Source organism: Ahniella affigens (assembly GCF_003015185.1).
Taxonomy (GTDB): Bacteria; Pseudomonadota; Gammaproteobacteria; order Xanthomonadales; family Ahniellaceae; genus Ahniella; species Ahniella affigens.
This window is the reverse complement of sequence record NZ_CP027861.1, coordinates 47,149-66,861: the sequence shown is the minus strand read 5'-3', so window position 1 is coordinate 66,861 and position 19,713 is coordinate 47,149. Positions and strand designations below refer to the sequence as shown.

The window sequence follows — 19,713 nt, the reverse complement described above, 5'->3', positions numbered from 1 at the left end:
CCAGTTGGGAGTCCCAACCGGGTTACTAAGTGAGCGCAAGACCGTGCGCGAACGGCGCTGCAGAGCAGCGAGTAATCAGTTGTCGTTGAACCTGCCTCCCGATCCTGAAATGAGTATTGACTTGCCCCCGCGCGTCAGCGCCTCCTCGGTTGCTGCGTGGATCAGCTTGGAGGTCTCAGATTCAGGGTGCTCCTTCACGTACGCTGTCACCGCATCGATGGCCGACTTCATTGGCCCCGGCTCATCGATCTTCTCGTAGATCGGTGCGCGCCCCGAATCCGTGAATGGCGCCAAGTCGAACGAGTTCGCTTGCATGTAGCGCGCGGCAGCGTAGACGTCGCGTTCCTCGTCTGGCAAGCCAAGCTCCCGCGCTTCGTCCTTGAACGACTCAAGTTCGCGCCCGCGTTCAGATCCCAGCAGGCTCATCCAGTCTTGGAGACCCGATGGTGCGCCGGGCATGAGGCTGAACTGCGCGATGGTCGCAACACCCTCATCCTTGTAAGCCAAGGCACCATCGATTCCAGATGCGTCGATCAGCTTGGCGACGTCCGAAGCATCTTCGTTTCTGGCAGCCGCTGCGTCGCTGTTGAACTCCGATCGGTGCTCCGCCGTGCGGGCGCTATAGTTGTGCTCTTGCGCAGAGCGATTGATCGCGACCGCCTCTGTGCCGCGCCCGACCGCTTCCTGGACACCATCGATCTCGCGCGTGACCTCGGACTTCGAGCTGGGGCTTCCCGCCCCTGCCCCCCTCGTCGCGGCCATCACCGCTCCAGCCTCAGGCGCCGATTGCCCGACCCCGTCATTCACGCTGGCTGCGCCGCGATCCGTAGGCCCACTCATCGCGTAGTAGCGCGCGAACGCGCCGGCCAGGGCCTGCAACCGTTCGGTCTCCCTGCCAGCGAGTCCGGGTAGATTCTCGGTGACCGCTGCCCCGGGTCCCGTTCCTTCGAGGGTCATGAGACTGGCATACGCCATGGCTTGCCGGTCGTCGGTAATCCCCGAATTCTGTCGGACATGCGCCAGGTTCGCTTGTAGCGCGCCCTCCCCTCCGAGCTCGGAAGCCTGCGACCGGAGCTCGGATAGGAATCCCGAAGAATCGTCTGCAACCGATTTGGACCAGTTGAGCCAGGGGACGCTCTGCGTCGTCCCGGTTTGTTCTGTCAGCGTCGCTGACTGTTCGTAGCTTCGGCCCCGGCTGACCGATTCACTGAGCCCACGGCTAATCTCGCGCGAGTCCGAGGCGCTCACACCAAGTCTCGCCATGTCCTGTTGGGAGGTGTCCCAGGCACTCTCAATGGCCTCCTGCCGCGCCAGCTGCATCAGGCGTGAGTCGGCCGTCGACATGCCCTTCGTATCCGTCAGACCAGACGAATTGCTGCCGCTTGTGGCTGCTTGCTCCTCGCCTCGGGCGGACACGCCGACTTCCAGGCCTGCACTCAGTGACTTGCCCAGCGCCTTGACGAGATCGCCGGCTTTGCCTTTCGAGGTACTACTCGACTTCGTGTCGACGCTGCCGTCCGGCTGCTTTTGAGGCGTCGCTTTCGACTCGCTGTCGAGAACCTGGTTCGCGACCTTGCCGACAATGGTCGACAGGAGCTTCGTTGACACCCCGAGGTTCCCGGATACTGACTCGCTCAATGCTTCAGAAGTGCTATTCGATGACAGGTATTGCATCACATCGTTGACGCTGTATCCCTTGTTCAAGAGCGTCTGCAGCGCTTGATTCTCTGACATCGCCTGGCTGTCTGAGAATTGGTTCTTGAGGGCCTCGCTGAATACCTCGGACCGCTCCTTGCTCGCAGCCAGCGTCGAGGCCAGTTTTGTATTGGCACTTGCCGCGGACTGTTGCGCTTGTGTTTGCGCCGACTTGGTGGCAGCAGCCAGCACCTGCCCGACATTGGTTGTCAAGTCCGTTTGCTCTGAGCCGGTCTCGATCGCACCTTTTGTGGGGCTTCCCGTGAACTGCGAGGCTGCCTGGAAAGTCGGCGGCGCCGAGACGGGATCGGGCGTCGCGATCTTCTCGTTGATGTGGTCCTGTCCCTGCAGGCGGCTGAACAGACTGGTCGCTGCAACAGCGCCGCCAAAGAGCAGTGTGAGGGTCAGCATCGGCGTTGCTGCAGCAATCATAGACGCCAATGCCACAGCCTCAGTCGCTTGGTCCAGAATCGTTGCTGAATTCGACAGGCTCCAAATCCCAGACCCAGCATCTGACGCCATTCGCTCTTGCAGCGCAAAGAAGTCCTGGAGCGTCGTGACCTGGTATAGGTTCGTGATAGCCAGTACAGGCATCCACAGGGCGACAGCGAGCGTGAGCGAGACGTACTTGACGATCATTCTGAGCCCCATGGCGCCCAGGCCAATCAGAAACGCGACGAAGGGGCTGAGCGCATAGAAGAAGGACTCGAAGTAGCCAATCATCGGCCTCATCGTCTTCAGGAAAACGGTTTCTTCTGCAGCCCACTGTGTTCGCCGTTGCTCCAAGGCCGCCTGAATCATCAGCGTGTTTTGGTTGCCCATTGACCCGAACGAGCTTCCAGAGGCCGCCTCCAACCAGAGTGAATTGATCATGCTGGCTGCCATGTAGGTCTGTGCGTCCTTGGCGCCACGATTGGCCACCGACGCAAGTGCCCGTCCGATCGATTCCTGCGAGCCTGCGCCAAAGCGGGCTCTGTAAGCCGGGTCAAGCCCCGAGGCCATGTCGGCTTGCTTCGATACCAGCAAGGCGTGAGCATCCGGGCACGACATCGCCACTGACTCACCGCTCATTGATTCGAGCCAGCTCCGTGTTTCCTGGACCTCGTTATCCCACCGGATGGCCGATAGCGGATCGGGCGCGTTTTCAAGCGTGTTGTCGCTCAGGATCTCGAACTGCCGAGCGCGCATTGCGCAGTCGCGCAGATACGCCAGCATTGATCGCCGGTAGTAGTCGTACACGGGAAGCGTGTTTGGTATGGAACTCAGGGACAGCGATCTTACCGACGCGAGTATTTCGGCTGTCCGACCGAATCCGCCTTGGGTTACAGGAATCGCATTTGGATCTCTAAAGGCTGTTTCCATTCGACGCGTGATGTACACACCGGTGCCGCTTATCACGCCACCGATTGCGGCGATGCCCCACGGCACATTGTCGACCACGCGCACGTCGCCTCCGGATACTCCACCTGGCGTCGGGACCATTCCGACGATCTTGACCGTCGTTGTCGTCCCGAACATTGCGGCGAAGATCACGCCTGCGATCATTGACTGCTTGAGGTCGCTCAGGCTTCCAGCGGCGGTCGCGATTCTGTAGACCAACACAAAGAGCCCGACAAGGAACCCGATTTGGCCCATGCGGGCCAGAACACCGCCCTCCCCCAGCATAGCGATGGCGTTGAACACCTTGTACATGAAGTTCGGGGCGCCGATCGAGTAGATTGTCCAGACGTTGTCATCGGATAGAAGTCTCTGCAGCATGGTTAGTTCCCTGCCGGCGCAACGCTGCCGGCGCGCATGTCAGGCGTCTCACCCAATTGCTGCATGGCTCCTAGGCCTTGCAAGACCAGGATGCGCTGGTGCTGGCGCCGTGCGATCAGCTCCCCATCAGCCCGGCGCTTCCGGTCGGCTTCTTCCAACAGCTCGCCGATTTGGGTAGCTTCGGCCGATCCAACCTGCGCGCCTCCTTGGCGCACTGTTTGCAGCACGTCGCTCAAGAACCGGTCAACCAATTCGAGGGCGATTAGCTCTGCGATCACGTCAGCACCTGCCATCGCGGCATGCGCGGTGCCTTGGTCAATGGCGCGATCCAATGCGCCCATCTGGCCTGGCGCGTTGCTCCGGAGTGCTTGATCGACTGGACTAAGTGATGCTGACGCCGAGCGGTACCGCTTTATGTACCCGACGTCACCTGTGTCTGGATCGCCTACCAGTGCTCGAAGAATCTTCGTCTTGAGCCCCTGTCGCGGACGCGTTGTCGGTTCTACGCGTGCATCCAAGCACGTTTCCGTATTCCCGCATGTGATCTCAGCTACGCCGCCTCCTCTGCTGCTCGATCCGAACACCAGCGCGTCAAGATCTAGAGTGGCGGCTATCTTCCGAACCGTTACCTCACTAGGTCGGTCCTCGGGCGGGACTTCCCCGACCATGCACGCACTGGCGTCGCTCGGCGCGCAGACGATCACAGTCCCGAGAAACGACTGAATGTCTATCGCCAACTGGTCATCGCTTTGCTCGAACCAGGAACTGACTCCACGCTCTTTCAGCAGCCTCCAGATCACGTTTCCAGGCTGGATACGGGCGAACTCATCCGGTTGTTCTCGCGCCAGTGCCGCCTCCGTCGATTCCTTTCCCCAGCCCTGGTTCATGGACTCCCAAAGATCAGAGACACTGCCACCCTGGCGCGCTGCCTGCGCACCCTCCCGAAAGCGCCCCGTCATCTGCGCGATCGCTGGGTCGGCTGCCGAGTTGACGAGCGCCTGGCCGATGTCGCAGCTTGATTTCATCATTTGATTGATCTTTTGGACTTTGTCTTGCAGTGCCTGCATTTCTTGCAGGCACTTGTTGCAGACTGCACCCAGCGCGAGGTTGAAGGCATACGACTTTGCGTTCGCCGCGATCTGTCGCATGAGGCCTTGCAGTTCCTCCTTGCTGATGAACGAAAACGACCCTCCATACAGATCGATGCCGCCACATCCACCACTGAACCTGGGTGGATCAAAGCTCAGGATCTGCGGCCGGGTAACTGGCGTCCGATAGCTGAACGATCCCATGGTGACTGTCGGCCGACCCTCGTTGATGAATTGAGGATTCGTCGTGTTCGACATCGATTGGAACGTGGTCTCCAGCTGAGTGTCCATGCCTTGGGCTGACGCCATCTGCGCCACAGCCCATAGCACGGTGATGAGGATAGTTCTGATCATGGATCTGTACCTCCGTTGGTGACGGGAGTGCCTTGGCCGAGACGCAGCCCCCCCCGAGCAATTAGTTCGTCAATCATGCTGTCTGGGTCAGCGTTGTTCCCGATCTCGTTCGCGACGTCGTCCAAGATCGTGTTCTGGAGTGGAGCTAGCTTTTCGAGTTCTTCCCTAGTCACCCAGCCAAGTTCTGCTCCGAGCTCGATGATGCGGTACTCGATCTGATCCATTGTTTGGAGTCCCGATGCCAGTGGCAGGACTCTTCCGTCTCGGTTGACCAGGTACAGACTTGGCGTAACTTGCACGCCCAGCCTCACCGCCTGACCGGTGTCCTTGACGAAGTTCGGGTATCCACCGTTTCGAAGCGGCTGGTGATCTATCGAGATTGGCAGTACGCTGAATCCGTGAGTGCTCTGCAGGGCTTTCAAGGCAGCGACCTGGGCATGGCAGTAGGGGCAATCGGATCTGAAGAAGAACCAGACCCCCGCCTCCGCTTTGATTCTTCCTAACACTGCCCCGCGTTCGGCTGCTAGCTCTCTGGTCCGAGTGGCTTTGGCTAGTGCTGTGAGCGGACTGACTGACTGTTCATCAAGCACCGGGTCCAGCATCGTGAGGCGAGCGCTCGTATCGCTGTAGGCCGAGCTTCGGTCCATTGCGAGCCGTTCCAGATACCGATATCGCCGGACGTTCTCCAGCGTGGGGTTGTCGACTGCCCTATCAAGGTACTTCGGCAGGTTTTCGCGGAGCCAAGCGCTGCTCAGCGGCGCGACCGGCTCGCTGTCCGCTTCCGCCGGTGTTTTTGGCGGTGGCTCGTGCTTTGGCTTCTGTTCAGGCTCCGGAATTGGTTCATAGTAGAACCACCCACGCTCATGAAGAGGTTCGCGTGCGTGCCCAACCGCTGAAAGGCAGAGCACTGCAATACTGAAAATGATGACGTGGACGGCGCGCATGTCGCCAGCCTAGGTGTACTTCGGCCCACTTCTCCCGCGAAAACCCCGCGTTTTTTCGCGGTTTCCTCTGAGTCTAGCCCTGCTTCGCCAATGCCAGAAGCTCTTTCCCTGCGATGGACGAGGACCGACCTAGTGCTTTGAACCGATAAGTGCAGACAAAGCAATCACCTTCCAAGGTTCTCTTCACGCCTACTTTCGGCTGGATTTTTAGGAAGTGGGTGGCACATGCAGGGCATCGCGCCAGATCGAAATCGCCCTTCTCGATCTGCTTCAGCGCGAAGCACAGTAGGTCAGGCTCAACCTCGTGGCCTGGTGCCCTCGCATCTAGTGCCCGAAGCGCCCTTACGAACGCGCCGGGGTCGCTCCATGACTCGGTCTGGTTCGCAAGTCTATAGGCGTGCAGGAAAACGGAGACATAGAGTCTGAGCTTTGCATCGTCCTGAAAAACGGTCAGGGCGCCTTTCCGTCGCCCGGGCGTACGCGCGCCACGATCCCTGTCAATCAGGGAGTCAACGGTGTGCTTACTCAGCCCCGTCATTTCAATGATATACGAGGCACTTACTCCGGCCGCGATCATGATGCCAGTGTACTCAAGAATGTCCGTATCCGAGTGAAGGGCCGCAGTCCTTCGCACATTCTTCGTCGTTCTCACTCTGAGGCTCATGATTGCCGGTCTCGCAGCAACGGCGTGGCTGTTGTAGAGCAGAGGAGCAGGTGCTCAACTTCGTCCTTGTTCGCCTCGGCTTCAATGAGCATTGCTACAGCTTCTAGACTCTGCACATCGACTACATGATAGTCCGGCGCCAGTCCCAATATCATCGTCTCTAGCTCGTCAATTGATGCATCTACAAGCGCATCCATCATTCTCACTGGGACCGCGAATTGCATCGCCGCCTCAATGGGATCCAGTTCTGCTTGAGCTCGCATTGTATGCCAGTAGTGTAAGTGAAACTCGCGTTCTTCCGAAGCCAGGCCACGTGCACCGATCGTCCGTGGAATTGTACGCTTCGTTTCGAGATACCTGAGAATCTCGTCTCGCTCTACTGGCCTGAACTGGCAGACCGGCACTTTCGAAAGCGTCTCGATCGATTGTTCTCGCAGTCTCATGATCCGTTGAAGCAAGATCTTCGATGCTCCATATTGAATCGCTGCGGCTTTCATGTCAGCGCGTGCAGCATCGCGCATCAGCTCCCAACCGCGGCGGTTGAGGCTGTGCACATCGCGAATCCAACGCGCAACTGTCATTCGAATCAGCCCTGTTTAGCTCCGCCACTGCTATTTCGTGCTGCGGCACGTTTGATGGCCGCCCTGACAATAGCACTTGTGGCACCAACGAAGCGTGGATCCTGGCCCTGAAGAATCCGGAGTCCTTTGTCCAGTAGGACTTCTGTCTCTTCGTCAATAGTGAGGTTGCGGGCGATCGGGAATGTCATGTTTGCCTCGCCGATTCCGACGGTCACCAATGCCTCGTCTGTTGCCAGCAAATCTCGGATTTGTGCGCAGAGCCATTCCGACGCCTTCCTCGGACTGACGCCATCGCGCTTCAGCGACTCGTCTAGCTTGTCTCTTAGCTCTTCGGACAAGCGAACTTGCGTCCGTCGCGACTCACTCATGGCTTGCTGCCCTTCGCTAGCTTTGCTGCGAACTGGTTGAGCACTTGGCGTACAACATCGTTTAGCGCGCTCAGATCGTCAAAGCTCACACCGGCGAATTGCTTTTCGAATACATCTTTGCCAATCAGGCGGTGGCAAAGCTCGCGTGCCACGGCCGAGGCATTGCCGCCTTTGATTTCGAGTTTGATTGAAGAAGCGGGTCGACCGCGTCTTTCGATTTTGCGAGGCGGCAGAGGTGGGTTCGGTTCAACCTCTGGATTTGCTTCCAGTCCAAGCATCGCGGCTCGCGCGAGCGGATCTTTCTCGCGTGTTGCGCGCGCAGCGAGTTCGACGCTTGTGACCTTGCCCGCCAAGACGAGATCGGTGACTTGCTTGTCTCGTAGGATCGCCCAATATTCAAACGTCTGCGAGCGTTCTAACCCGCAGCAGCGGGCTAGTTCCGCGGCGTCCTTCACAGGTTCCTGTTCCATGGCTCTTGCAAGCGCGGATACCTTTTCCTTCAGTGACAGGTCTTTGCGCCCCAGGTTTTCGGCGATCTGCTTATAAAGGCGCCTCGTTGGTGCTGTCCGGGAGATGTTCGCACGGATACTTGGTTTGCCGAGGTAGATGTGGGCCAGCAAGCGACGTTCGCCCCAGGATAGGCGGAATCTGTCGCCATGCCTGTAGAGTCCGATCGGCTGGATGAGCCCCATTTCTTCGATGTTTGCAGCGAAGTCCACGAGGTCTTCATACTGCGCCAATGCGTCTGGGTCTGTCGGAGGTATCCGATTTCGCAGCTGCTCGGCGGTGACAGCAAACGTGCGTGGCTGCTCGGGGTCTCGATCAATCAACTCGATTGCGATGGACTCTGTCGTGCCAACGTCATCGAGCGAGGAATCCGTTAGCAGTCTGCTCATCTGGTTCTGGTGATCGGTCGGCGCCCCAAACCTCTTTGCCTTTCCGCTCATTTTGACTTACCTTTCTTTGTGGCGCTCACTTTCTTTGCTGGAGCACGAGATTTGTTCTGCTTCGTACTATCGGGTGATGGCTCAGTGCGATTGAAGTCTGGGACCGGCAGTCCGATTCGCTGAAACACCTTGGCGCAAGCGCTTTCGCAAACCAGCCGCACCTCACTGGTTTCGGGGAGGTTGAAGACGCTTTGGGGATCGGCGCGAGGATGATCCGCCTCTGCGATCCCTGTACGAAGTGGAATCATGGTCTCCATCAGGAACGGGGCAATCGAGACATTCTGCTGCATCGAAGCAAGGATCCCCTGTTGGAGAGCGACGCTTTGGGTTCGATTTGGAAGGATACCGATCAGCTCGATGCGGTCCTCGTCACTTCGTACGCGTTGTTCTGCGCGCCAGGCCTGCAGCATGCCGTTCAATCCCTCCACCGACTGCGATTGCAACTGCGTCGGGATCAGCATGTGCGTGGAGGCACGAATTGCTGACATTGTGATCTTCTCTTTGTTCGGAGGCGTATCGATCAGGATGAGGTCGTACTCACTTTGCACGTCAGGCAGTCTGAGGAACTTCCTGAGTTGTTCTTTGATTTCATCTTGACGACGCGCCTCTTTCAACGCGCGCAGTGCACTCCCTGTGCTTGGAATCAGCCAGAGATTTGTCCCGCCCTCTTTGTCACGCTGACCGACTGGGTAAGGCCATACTCCCGTGCCATCGTAAAGCGACACAATCGAGGTTCGTGCTTGCTGTGCATCATCTTCTTGCGTCCAGTCCGGGTGGACCGGTGGGATTGTGTCTTGAAGATCAGCCGGGTTCTCTTCCATTTTCAGGAATCTGCGCGACAAGCTGCATTGGTCATCAGTGTCGATGAGAAGCACCTGGTATCCAGCCTTTGCTGCATACTCTCCCAGCATTCGAGTGATGGTTGTCTTGCCCTCGCCTCCCTTATGCTGGGCGACTGTTAGGATGATGCTGCGACCTGTGGTTTTGCGTGGGGACAGTTCGTCGCTCATGACTCAGTACCTTGGCTCAATTATCGAGTATGCTACACGATAATTCCTTGGCGAGTATTGTACTCGCTAGCACCCACTGGAATTAATTGAATAAAACAACCGTTTGAATCCCTTTATTTTCAATGTGATAGAACCAAAATGACCGCTCAGTCCGGAGCCGGACAATCTGATCAGCAGATGGGTACGTTGATGGCTGAGCTCAGCTCGGCGGCTGCGTCCGGCGACTATGACCGCGTTGACCAGATCAATCGCCAATTGGCCGCATTGTCTGAGAGAAAGAATGCCAAGAGTCCCGCGCCGGATCAGGTTCCATCGGCCTTGCAGGCACCGGTAACAACGACCCCGGCCATAGCGGACACACGAAAGCGCTCGCGCGGTATGAAGTCCGCGCCGCCTGCTCGAGAACCGCAGCACCTGCCGATCTGGGCGGAACGGCACCGCGGTATTCCGAACGAACTCGTCCGTAGCGCCCTCTTTTCTGTCACCGCTGCCCCTCGCCGGCAGCTCAAAGATCAAGTCATCGCTGGCACGGCACAGCGCATGATCACTTACTCTGGCGAGGAACTGCGCGTCACTGATGAAGACGTGCTCCTCCAGATCTACCATTTGGCTCGCGGTACCAAATTGGGGGAACCGTTTACGGTCACCGCGGGCGATTTTCTAGATCGTCTCGGAAAGACTCACGGTGCCAAGAACTATGCGGAGCTGTACAAATCTCTTCACCGCCTTTCGAAGGGCAACGTCACGATCACTGACGTGCGTGAACAAGGCGAATACACGCTCCAGTCGGGACCAATTATTTCTGACCTGCTCATCCATCACGCCGCCTTGGGCCAAGCGAAATGGATTCAGATCACGCTCAGCGCTCGGACTGAAGAGCTCTGGAACTCGATGGGTTACACCCTCCTAGACTGGCAGCAACGATGCAAACTGAGTGGCCCCATGGGCAAGGCCTTGCATCGCTATTTCGCCTCGCACCGTGACCCCTATCCGATCAAGGTCGAAACCATCAGGCGAATGATGGGGTCAGAAACATCGTCAATCGCCCGGTTTCGTCAGTTGCTGCGACAAGCTCTTGATGAGCTCGTCGAGATCGGCTTTCTCACCCGATACTGGATTGACGGTACCGACAAAGTAAACGTCACACGCGCAGAGTCGTCCCCCGGCCTTCTATCCTGATCAACTTGCGGAGTCCGGCACCGGACGCTCGCTCCGTCGAGCCGCATGCTGCGCCGGTGTCGCCGATTGAAGCCGTTACTCTCCAGCGAGCAGCTTCAGTTTCCCGAGCAGCTATACCCGTGAGTACGCAGTACCTAACCATCCACTTGGACCACGAGCACCTCGGCGCTGAGTCGCGTTGGCAATCGATCAGGAAAGGATGGGATTACAAGCCCCCTGAACCCCTCCGTTTCGTCTTCTGGTACGGCAAGGCGCTGAGGAGCTCGTCAAGATTGGCCTTCTAAATCGATCTTGGGTCAAAGCCGCCGCCAAAGTGAAATCCGCATCGGGAGAGTCCGCGGCGGGACTTCTATTGTAATCACCTTGCGTAGTCCGGCACCGGACTCGCCATCAATCCGGCCAAAGGTCACGCCGATGTCACCGCTCGAACCTGTGGCCCTTCTCCAGCCATCGCCATCGGTTGTCCGAGCACCGATACCCGATAGTACGCGGTACCTAACCGTGCACTTGAACAACGAGCACATCTGTGCCGTGTCGTGTACCCAATCACTCACGAATAGCATCGCAGACTACCGATCAGCCCCCCAACAACTGTCCTCTGCGTAGTCGTTGACCTCAGAAATGGAAGTACTCGCAAGTACGTACTGACAAGCTGAACCGCCACTTATAGGAGCCACCATCGGATCCAACCTGGCGCAAGTCGAGTCGGTCCAGCAAAACGCAAAGTGCTGCATGCACTACCACTCACGCAGAGCCGTGGTGAAACTGCATCTGTGCCACTGCGATCGCACCCGATTCACACGAGACCGCTCTCAGAGTAATTGGACCCCAAGCTATACAGCTCCAGCGCTAGACCTGCCGGACGCTGTCACTGACCGCTCAAATTCGGAAAGGTATTCGACCCAACCAAATACTCTCAAGTACGCACTTGCCATCCGCAGACAGGATGAAGTTCAAACAGAAGAGACTCTTCCCTAGCCATAACTCAGGAGACCTCCGCGCTCTGCGACATCACGCAGCGGTAGCACGGAATCAAGTCCGGCACCGGACCAGTCCGACAACCGGGGCATGGTGCATGTCCATCGACCCAGCCCGCGTAGAGGCAAATGAGATAGGGGAAAGCTACCTGTGAGTACGTGCTTGCGTCAGATCAACGGACGGTCCAACTGGCGAAACAAAGAGGGGTAAGTCCCAGTACCCTGCAGCCGCCCGCTCAGGGAGACTGACTCAACCCCCTGAACAACAGTGAGACCCCGGAACCAATTTACACACATACATCAACCAGCGAGTCCGGTACCGGACAACCAGCTCTAAGCGAAACACCAAGACCAACAAATAGGCCGATCACGCTTCAAGAGGCTCGCTTGACCTCTACGGCCACTAGGTAGGAACCCCAAAACCCTATGGCCCAGAACCATCAATCAGGTGAAGGGTAGGGGTCCAATGCCCACCCAATGACACGGCCACCCTCACCTGTGGCGCCACTCAGGCAACCAGCGTCACAAAGGATCTGCGCAAACGAAAATCACGGTAAAGGTTCACCGTGCAAACAGTCCGGTACCGGACTGCGGACTAGCGTCGCCGCGTCTCCGTACCTTCGTGTACCGAAGCACGTACCGCCAGGTAAGCCACAAACCCGGAACAGCACGCAGTAGCAACGAGCGCCCAATGCTCTAATCGTCTTTTAGACTTTCTCAAACTTAAGCTCACTGATCGCCAACCAAATGCCCAAAAACACAGTCGAACTCACCAACCGACAGCACAAGCTCGAGTGATCTTCGCTTCGAACCCAATGCCTCCGGCCCGCCAGTTCCACTTGCATCGGACAACTTCCGCATCAGCCCAAGCAGGTCACCCGCACCAAACCATGCCAGGGATACCCGCACTTCCGCACCCGCACTGACTACTGACACACTGGTTCCCAACTGCTCACCTAGGCTACTCGCCAGCCGATCAAGCTCGGCCACTTGAACAGTTCCACCCGAAAGTTTTGCCCGAAGCTCACGGACCGACCAGGCACCGGCGATACATCGTCCAGCCCAGGTCTCGGCCGAGCTACTATCAGCGAGCTCACCAAGCGCGACAACGTGCGACACCGTCAACCTGCCATCGTCGACCAATCTCAAAAGCGCCAAGACAGCGGACGGTAGCCCCAGCAACCGCGAAACTAGGGTGGTCTGCATGCCCACCAAACTACCAATCGTTGCGCGATCAAGACCAAGAGACCGTAGCAACGTGATGGCCAGCATGCGGCCCGCCCAACTCCACTTGGCCTCTTCGATATCGGCAAAAGCCTCTGCAGTCGATTCCGGTACCGGACGGTCGATCATCCAGGCACGCACGCTTCCCTCAGCCCTCCCGCCAAACACAATCCTCTGCCCGCTGACCAACACAGCGTCGCGCGGGCCAACAACGCGCGACGGCGCATATAGCTGACGCAGGCTGCGACCATCGACGACCTGTGATCGCAGCCGATTACCTCGATCAAACGCTCGACGTTTCTTCATTGTGTGCAACGTAGCACACAACGGGCGCCCTCACAATTGGAACCCCGTTAGCAAATCACGAGCCTCAGCCACCAGTTGATCGGTCTCGCTTGATGAATTCTGAGCCGGGATAGAAGGTTCACCAGCGGCCTGGACTGATCCCAAGCCGCCTCCAGACGCCCTCACGCGGCCAGACAAGGCCAGGAGTCCAAGTTCCGCCAGCCGGCGAACTTCCGTTGGACTGAGGACTCGCCCTGATGTCGCGGAAAGGGCAGGGGAGCTTCCCACCCGAACCCGAAACCTTGCCACCTCGACATCAGGAACCGTCACCAGTGCACCTCCGGCCCCCGCTACCGGCCCCAGTACGCCGCGGTCGATCGCGTAGCCGACTTCCACGAGCGACACCAGCCGATAGGCCCAGGCACGAGCACCGAAAGTGGCCAGGTGACGGCTCAGCATGCAGGTACCGCCGAACGTAAGATCCCATCCTGCACGCCGCCCCATCACGAAACCCCGGCAGCAGCACGTGCCCGAGCCAGAAACCCCCGCGCATTCGCCAACTGCGGACTCTCGACGACGTGAACCAGCGCATTTGGAAAAGCGCCCCGCAGCTGCTCATCGAACAGCGCGCTACCGCCCCCGGAAAGGAGAACCACATCGACAGCCTCCTCCCCACGGATGCTCTCAAGAATCTCGACCGATAACCGGCGCCCGAGCTCAGCCGCTGCATCAGCGAGAATCTCGCGAAACGGAATCGTAAACTTGCCCACGAGGAGATCCTTCGTGCCATCACGTAGCGCCAGCTCAAGGCGTTCCCGCGATACGCGCACCCCCTGGTACCGAGCGGCGATCCGCTTACCCGTCTCATCAAGCACAGCCGAAATCGCCACGGTCGATGTTCCGGCGCTACGATCACGAATGCCACGGTTCTTCACGACGACATAGTCAGTCGAGTAGAACCCAGGATCGATCGACAAGGTGCACGTTGCCTGGCCAGCGATTCGACTGACCAGCTCCCGGTCCATTCTCCCGGACCCTGCAGAACCGAGAACCAGGAACACCGCTCCCATTGGCTGCGGAACCACGCTCACTCGCTCCACGGTGACTGTACGTCCACCACGCACCGGATGCTTCCCCGTAAGCCGTTTCACCAGTCGTGCCCTTCGCTCTGGATCAAGGTAGTGCGACATCGGCAAACCGGTCACAAGCTCGTCCACCACCTGCTGGCCGCTCTTGATAATTGCTGCATACGCCAGCGCCAAGTACTCATTCGTCGCCGCGTAGTCAGCATGGAGTTGGCGCACGCTGGCCTGAAACTCTCCAGGGTTTGCTCCCGCAACCCACACCTCGCCCTCAACGAGAACCTCCACCCCGCCACACAGATTCCGCCCACCTGACGCATCCGCCGGCAACAAACTCGCCAGCGCAGCACCGGACGGCATGATGTGAACGTGCGACTCTCCAGAGCCTTCAGTCCAAGCGGTCTTCACGTATCCGTACCCGATATCCAAGCCCATACACACTTTTCGACTCATTTCACTCTCCGTTTGGGAATTCCAGATCTACCGAACTCGCGATTCCACGCAAATTCGAAAGGACGGTGTAGCCCATGTCTCTCAAAAAGAGCTGCCACGACTTGCGCGGATAGCGCTCACGTGGCGTCGCAACGGCAGAATGTGACTTCGATTTGCGACCGAGCAGCCATCCAGGTCGACAAAACGGATCACGACGCCACAATGGGCCGCGTACGCGCCGAGAAGAGCCCAAAAAGTCGCGAACCCGACAATTCCCCGAGAGCGCCAGTGCGAGCAGTTACAACACCCGGAAACGCCTAGCCAGCAACAGGACAGCAGAACTGCCGGCTGCCACGAAAGGCCGACAAAACCAACGCTTTGCGCGGGAGCGGGGATCAGGAGCGCCGATACATTGGCCTGCATGATTCAACTCACCGCCAATCTCTCGCCACGCAAAGAGAATCCACTCGTCGTCAGACCGAGGATGCGCAGCGTTCGGGTCGGCCGCACCACCAAGCTCTCGCAAACCGTCGCAGCGCGCCCACGAATGGATGCCATCGCCGCGCCTGAAAGCGCCTTCGCGGAAATCAAACTGTGCCAAATCAGCAGCGACAACTGCTTGATTCGATTGAGCTGCAAACCTGTGCCACATTGCTCTATGCGACGAGCGGCAGCGCAGCAAACTTCGTGGCGATTTCACAAGCCCCTGCTGACCCACGCGAGATACCGAACCTCGTCTGCAGCCCGCGCAAATGCTCTATATTCCTCACTTGCGGTATCGCATCTCTGCGAAGCGCACGTTATCCCAACGCGCGTAGCATGCGCTCGCCGTGCAACCAAATTGCCCATAGGCTGAATAATGGGCAAAACGCGTGCCGAACTGAATACACCATCGGACCTAGCAACGGCCATCACCCGGTGCGCCGGCCACGTGGCAGCGCTTGTCTCGAAAGAGCTCGACGCACTGGTGCGCACAGCGCGAACGCTGCAGGAACAATACGAGAGTCGTCGGACGGCAGAAGAGACCAGATGGCAGCACATGGTGCTCGCAATCAAGACCGGCCCAAGCCTTGTGCTCCAATGGAGTCGGCGCCGGCGCATAAGGCGAACAGCAACCGGTAGAGCATGGTGGTGGGACACGATGCCCTATGACGCAAAGCGCAGATGCTGCCCGATCCGTGCCCTGACGGCCAACCAACCGCCTGAAATCGCTGCACTCATCATAAGCACAGAGTCCGCCGCGACCGAGATTCGGAAAAACTGGCAACTCGTAACGAGACTTCGCATCACAGCAACCGCACTGATGCGGCTTGGCCAACTCGCACCAGCCGAAAGCCCTTGGCTGCACCTGACAGGAAAAAATGGGTCAACCATTCTGGCCCAAGACCACATGCAGGACCCAGACTCGTTTGCAACGACAGTCCTAATGTTCGTCGCAGCCCTCCAAGACCAGCTTCTCAGGAACGGTGACGCCCTGTCGCAGTACGTCGAGAACAATCGTTCAAACAAGGGCTATAGACTGCGGAGCAACCGGCGGGGTAATTCGCTGGATCTCGCCTGGTACCACGGCCCGGCTGCCAGTCGCACCACGGTGACGCGGCGTAAGAACGCGAATATCACCAGGCTCATCGCTACAAACAGCGAAGACGCGAACCTAATCCGGGAGTGTGAGGCGGCGGCCACCGTCATTCGGCGAGCGTGGGCTATGTGCGGTCAGCTCATCGCGCGCGCGAAGGAGATTGAAAAGCTGACCAAGGCATGCGCTCCGCGAAAACTGGGCGAAATTGCCATGGGCGGACTCGGTGGTAATCCGGAAGCTCCACCACGGAGTTCAAAATGAATCAAAACGCATTACGGACAGCATCCAATCGGGCCGGTAATGGTCTCGGGCCAGTTTCCTCCCCAGATCGGCGATGGCACCACATTCGCGAGAAGTGGATCACCGCTGTGGCAGTAGTCGGTGACCGGAGGCCATTGGCGCGCTTCATCCGTGATTTCAAGCAAGGGAGGCCAGCATGACCAGTAGCCAAACATGGTCTACGGTGGCCATCAGCGCGCTGGCCGCTGTCATTGCGTGGGGCTTCTGGCGCAACCTCGGCGATACCCAGCCGGAGGTCGTTGAAATGGACCTCGACGGCGCGATCGGAACCGATGTGTTGGCAGACCAATGGGTCCCGGTCATCCGTGACCACTGCATGCATGAAGGAGCCATGGTCGTCCGCATAACGTCCCCGGGCGGCAGTCCCGGAGAAGCTGCCCGCATCGCCTCGGCGCTTAGGGCCTGCCATCGAACTGTCTACACCGTCGCAGAGGGTGTGGCCGCGTCGGCAGCACTCCTACCCCTAACGGCAGGAAATGAGGTCATCCTCGACCCGTATGCCTTGGTCGGAGGAATGGGCATCGTGAAGCCAATGACGTCCTGGGCGTCTTTCGCACAAACTGTAGGCGTGGCAGACCAGTCAATTGCCTCTGGGCCGCTGAAACTGGCAGGATCTCCGCTGCGCACCCTCAGCGAAGCCGAGAGAGCGAGCATCGAGCGACTGGTCTCAGCAGCGTCAGCCCAGTTTCGAAGCGACATCGCCGGTCAAAGGCCAAAACTGAACCTGGCCCCCGAAACTGAACAAGGGGCACTGATCACCGCGGGCGCAGCGCGCGAACAAGGGATTGGCGACAGAGTCGGAACGATCGACGCCCTTCAGCGCGAGTTGCCCGGAACGTGGCAAAATGTAACACCAACGAGGCCACAGGGGCCGCAACAGATCCTCACGCTCGCTGCCGGCGCGATTACCCGGGGCATAGCAGCGGAAATTTCTACCTCACCTATCGAGTGACACCATGCACGCAATTCTATTGACGCTCGCGCTCGCGACATCCCCCGACACACCGGTAGGCGACATCGACCTTGCGATCTTTGCCACTGAGGCGCCGCAGACCAAAGCTGTCACGAGCGGCGACGATCAGAGTCGCTCCGCAAGCAATGACGCCCCCCAACTCGCCCCCTTGCCTCCAGCGCTTGTCGATAGCCTGACTGCTGGTTCAGCGGGAGAGTGGTCGGCACGAGCGGGCGACACGCTCCACCAGACGCTGAATCGCTGGGCCGAAGACGCCGGCTGGCAGCTTATCTGGGCAGCCAAGCCGGAAACCGATGTCGTCCTGGATGTCGATGTGAACTTCCCCGTTGGCAGCACGATGCAAGAGGCAATTCGAGGCACCTTCAAAGCGCTGTCTCGGAGACCAGTCGCTCCCAAGGCCTGTGAATACACGAACAAGACACTCCGAATCGTCAACCTGGGAGACCGCTGTGAATAACCTACGATCAGTAACTGCCACTGTGCTCCTATTGGCTCTGTCCGGGTGCGCCGTGACGCGGGGACAGCGGGAAGCTTTCGAGACGCAATCGCGGATCGCGGCTGACGCAACCCGCGCCAAGGCAGACATGCAACGCGCTCAGACCAACGAGCCTTGGTACGAAGTCGTCGATAACGTTTGGGTCGGGACGCGCCAAGCTGCGGATCGGGCGCCATCCCTCCCAAATGTCCTCGCTGCACCCATTGAACGCCAGACCGTAGCACCTGCAACCGTCGCAGAAATCGCCGCATGGCTGAATAGGCACTACGGCATCACAGTCGAAATGTCAGACGACGTAAGGAGTTCGCAAAAGGCAGGGGAGGGGATTGTCCTCTCGCATCGGGGCACCGTCGCGAGCTACCTCGACGCCATAACAGCGCGCACCGGCATCTTCTGGCGTTGGTCCAATGGGCGGGTCCAGCTGTTCCGCCGGGAAACAAAAAGCTATCAGTTCGATGCCTTGGCATTCAAAACCAACATTGAAAACACCATCACCAACACGAATGCGTCTGGCGGTACGTCGGGTGGATCCAGCGGCGCATCCTCAGGGGGAAGTGGCGCCTCAACAGGGCTCACTACGAGCTCGGGGCAAACAACGACTTTGACAGCAAGCATCGACCCATTCGAATCGCTCGTAAAAGATGTCGAAGCGATCGTCGCCCAGTCGAGTGCGAATGGTGAAAAGGGAGAGGTAATCGCAAATCGCTTCCTGAACACCGTGACCGTCACCGACAGTCCCATTGTTCACCAGCGGGTCCAGGCCTACATGGACCAAGCCAACGCGATCGCCAGCAAGCAAGTACAGTTCAACGTCAAGGTACTGTCAGTCGAGTTGGACGCCAGTGAGAGCTACGGCATTAACTGGGGGGTGATCTACAAGGATCTGAGCAGCCGGTTCCAGATCGAAACCAACCTGGTGTCAGACGCGATCAACTCTGCAAACACCACGACGATTGGTCTTCTGAATCCCAATAGTCGATTCGACGGATCAGAAGTGCTTCTCGAAGCGCTCAGCGCGCAGGGGGATGTGAGCATTGAGCAGAGCGCCAACGTCATCACAATGAACGGCCGCCCAGCGCCGATCCAAGTAACTGAAGACACCGCCTACCTCCCGAGCGTGACCTCCCTGCAGGTCCCGAACGCCGGAGCAACAACCTCGTTCCAGGGAGCTACCGTCACAACAGGGTTTGCGATGCGCCTTACCCCAATGGTTCGCGCCAACAACGATGTCATCGTCCAGCTGGAGCTCAACATCTCGAACCTGCGCAACTTGCGCCAAATATCGCCTGGTCTCGGGCTGACTGCGGAGCAACCAGAGATCGATAGACGCCAGATTGCACCCCAGGTGCTTCTGAAGTCTGGGGCCACAATGGTACTGTCGGGCTTCGAGCAGACTCGGGCCGGCGGCAATCGCCGCGGTATAGGCTCAGCCACTTTCCAGGCCTTGGGAGGTGGGACGAACGCGAGCCAGAAGCGATCCACGCTGGTGGTGCTGATCACGCCGGTTGTGCTGTGAGGCATTCGACGTGATCACCCTCTCCATCACTCTGCAAGGGAAGGCCTTCGCGGCAGTCGGTGATTTGACGTGGCTGAATCTCAGCAACATCAATGATCCTAAAGCCAAGCGGCAAGGGCAGGGCTCGAGTAAGGCTGAACCAGGTACGCTTGCGGTACCGATTCGAGCTTTGAAGGAAACTGTCAGAAAGCGCGGGTTCGCGCGCGGCTGCCTCTGCCAAGATTCCAACCAGCCCGCGAGTTGGATGTTGGGCACGCACAA

Annotated in this window: 15 protein-coding genes; 5 read left to right on the top strand and 10 right to left on the bottom strand. The window is 58.6% G+C overall.

The features are described 5' to 3' along the window. Positions 1-75: 75 nt before the first annotated feature. From C7S18_RS23720 to C7S18_RS23685, 8 genes are all read right to left on the bottom strand, one after another. Positions 76-3,453: a conjugal transfer protein TraG N-terminal domain-containing protein gene (locus C7S18_RS23720; RefSeq protein ID WP_106894222.1), complete on the bottom strand. Its 3,378-nt coding sequence runs from the start codon at positions 3,451-3,453 to the stop codon at positions 76-78. A gap of 2 nt (positions 3,454-3,455) precedes the next feature. After that, positions 3,456-4,895 (bottom strand): conjugal transfer protein TraH, encoded by a 1,440-nt coding sequence (locus tag C7S18_RS23715; RefSeq protein ID WP_106894221.1) that lies wholly within the window; start codon positions 4,893-4,895, stop codon positions 3,456-3,458. After that, positions 4,892-5,839, bottom strand: a complete 948-nt coding sequence (locus C7S18_RS23710) for a conjugal transfer protein TraF (protein WP_106894220.1) — start codon at positions 5,837-5,839, stop codon at positions 4,892-4,894. The genes C7S18_RS23715 and C7S18_RS23710 overlap by 4 nt, the downstream gene beginning before the upstream one ends. 73 nt (positions 5,840-5,912) lie before the next feature. Next, positions 5,913-6,503, bottom strand: a complete 591-nt coding sequence (locus tag C7S18_RS23705; RefSeq protein ID WP_106894219.1) for a hypothetical protein — start codon at positions 6,501-6,503, stop codon at positions 5,913-5,915. Further along, positions 6,500-7,057: a hypothetical protein gene (locus C7S18_RS23700; protein ID WP_146152109.1), complete on the bottom strand. Its 558-nt coding sequence runs from the start codon at positions 7,055-7,057 to the stop codon at positions 6,500-6,502. The genes C7S18_RS23705 and C7S18_RS23700 overlap by 4 nt, the downstream gene beginning before the upstream one ends. Positions 7,058-7,089: 32 nt before the next feature. Continuing rightward, positions 7,090-7,422 (bottom strand): hypothetical protein, encoded by a 333-nt coding sequence (locus tag C7S18_RS23695; RefSeq protein ID WP_146152108.1) that lies wholly within the window; start codon positions 7,420-7,422, stop codon positions 7,090-7,092. Between the two features lie 26 nt (positions 7,423-7,448). Next, positions 7,449-8,348, bottom strand: coding sequence for a ParB/RepB/Spo0J family partition protein (locus C7S18_RS23690; protein WP_276309440.1), 900 nt, complete (start codon positions 8,346-8,348; stop codon positions 7,449-7,451). Between the two features lie 47 nt (positions 8,349-8,395). Continuing rightward, complete coding sequence (locus C7S18_RS23685) at positions 8,396-9,409, bottom strand: ParA family protein (RefSeq protein ID WP_106894215.1); 1,014 nt, start codon at positions 9,407-9,409, stop codon at positions 8,396-8,398. Positions 9,410-9,787: 378 nt separating this feature from the next. Between C7S18_RS23685 and trfA the strand changes: the two genes are divergently transcribed. Beyond that, entirely contained in the window at positions 9,788-10,588 is an 801-nt protein-coding gene (gene trfA / locus C7S18_RS23680) for a plasmid replication initiator TrfA (RefSeq protein WP_170113488.1), read from the top strand. Between the two features lie 1,706 nt (positions 10,589-12,294). On the opposite strand, the gene C7S18_RS23675 is transcribed toward trfA, so the two are convergent. Together C7S18_RS23675 and C7S18_RS23665 are read right to left on the bottom strand one after the other, a co-directional pair. Continuing rightward, the gene (locus C7S18_RS23675) at positions 12,295-12,930 is read right to left on the bottom strand and encodes a hypothetical protein (RefSeq protein WP_146152107.1); all 636 of its coding nucleotides are present in this window, start codon (positions 12,928-12,930) and stop codon (positions 12,295-12,297) included. Positions 12,931-13,577: 647 nt separating this feature from the next. After that, on the bottom strand, positions 13,578-14,609 hold the full coding sequence (locus tag C7S18_RS23665; protein ID WP_106894211.1) for a ParM/StbA family protein: 1,032 nt from the start codon (positions 14,607-14,609) through the stop codon (positions 13,578-13,580). Positions 14,610-15,729: 1,120 nt separating this feature from the next. On the opposite strand from C7S18_RS23665, the gene C7S18_RS23655 reads away from it, so the two are divergent. The 4 genes from C7S18_RS23655 (at position 15,730) to pilN (ending at position 19,452) form a co-directional block, all read left to right on the top strand. Continuing rightward, positions 15,730-16,428, top strand: coding sequence for a conjugative transfer protein MobI(A/C) (locus C7S18_RS23655; RefSeq protein WP_146152106.1), 699 nt, complete (start codon positions 15,730-15,732; stop codon positions 16,426-16,428). A gap of 175 nt (positions 16,429-16,603) precedes the next feature. Beyond that, a complete protein-coding gene (locus tag C7S18_RS23650; RefSeq protein WP_106894208.1) occupies positions 16,604-17,419 on the top strand; it encodes a S49 family peptidase in 816 nt (271 codons plus the stop codon). A 4-nt stretch (positions 17,420-17,423) separates the two neighbouring features. Next, positions 17,424-17,897 carry a TcpQ domain-containing protein gene (locus C7S18_RS23645; RefSeq protein WP_106894207.1) on the top strand — a complete coding sequence of 158 codons (474 nt, stop codon included), beginning with the start codon at positions 17,424-17,426 and terminating at the stop codon, positions 17,895-17,897. 127 nt (positions 17,898-18,024) lie between these two features. Continuing rightward, positions 18,025-19,452, top strand: coding sequence for a PilN family type IVB pilus formation outer membrane protein (pilN, locus tag C7S18_RS23640; RefSeq protein WP_206208059.1), 1,428 nt, complete (start codon positions 18,025-18,027; stop codon positions 19,450-19,452). Positions 19,453-19,713: the final 261 nt, after the last annotated feature.

Bases quoted from the DNA above. Each gene is read 5' to 3' on its own strand.
- C7S18_RS23645 (WP_106894207.1), top strand. From the start codon at position 17,424: ATGCACGCAATTCTATTGACGCTCGCGCTCGCGACATCCCCCGACACA.
- C7S18_RS23710 (WP_106894220.1), bottom strand. From the start codon at position 5,839: ATGCGCGCCGTCCACGTCATCATTTTCAGTATTGCAGTGCTCTGCCTT.
- C7S18_RS23655 (WP_146152106.1), top strand. From the start codon at position 15,730: ATGCCCTATGACGCAAAGCGCAGATGCTGCCCGATCCGTGCCCTGACG.
- C7S18_RS23685 (WP_106894215.1), bottom strand. From the start codon at position 9,409: ATGAGCGACGAACTGTCCCCACGCAAAACCACAGGTCGCAGCATCATC.
- C7S18_RS23715 (WP_106894221.1), bottom strand. From the start codon at position 4,895: ATGATCAGAACTATCCTCATCACCGTGCTATGGGCTGTGGCGCAGATG.
- trfA (WP_170113488.1), top strand. From the start codon at position 9,788: ATGAAGTCCGCGCCGCCTGCTCGAGAACCGCAGCACCTGCCGATCTGG.
- C7S18_RS23650 (WP_106894208.1), top strand. From the start codon at position 16,604: ATGACCAGTAGCCAAACATGGTCTACGGTGGCCATCAGCGCGCTGGCC.
- C7S18_RS23705 (WP_106894219.1), bottom strand. From the start codon at position 6,503: ATGAGCCTCAGAGTGAGAACGACGAAGAATGTGCGAAGGACTGCGGCC.
- C7S18_RS23690 (WP_276309440.1), bottom strand. From the start codon at position 8,348: ATGAGCAGACTGCTAACGGATTCCTCGCTCGATGACGTTGGCACGACA.
- C7S18_RS23720 (WP_106894222.1), bottom strand. From the start codon at position 3,453: ATGCTGCAGAGACTTCTATCCGATGACAACGTCTGGACAATCTACTCG.
- pilN (WP_206208059.1), top strand. From the start codon at position 18,025: ATGCAACGCGCTCAGACCAACGAGCCTTGGTACGAAGTCGTCGATAAC.
- C7S18_RS23665 (WP_106894211.1), bottom strand. From the start codon at position 14,609: ATGAGTCGAAAAGTGTGTATGGGCTTGGATATCGGGTACGGATACGTG.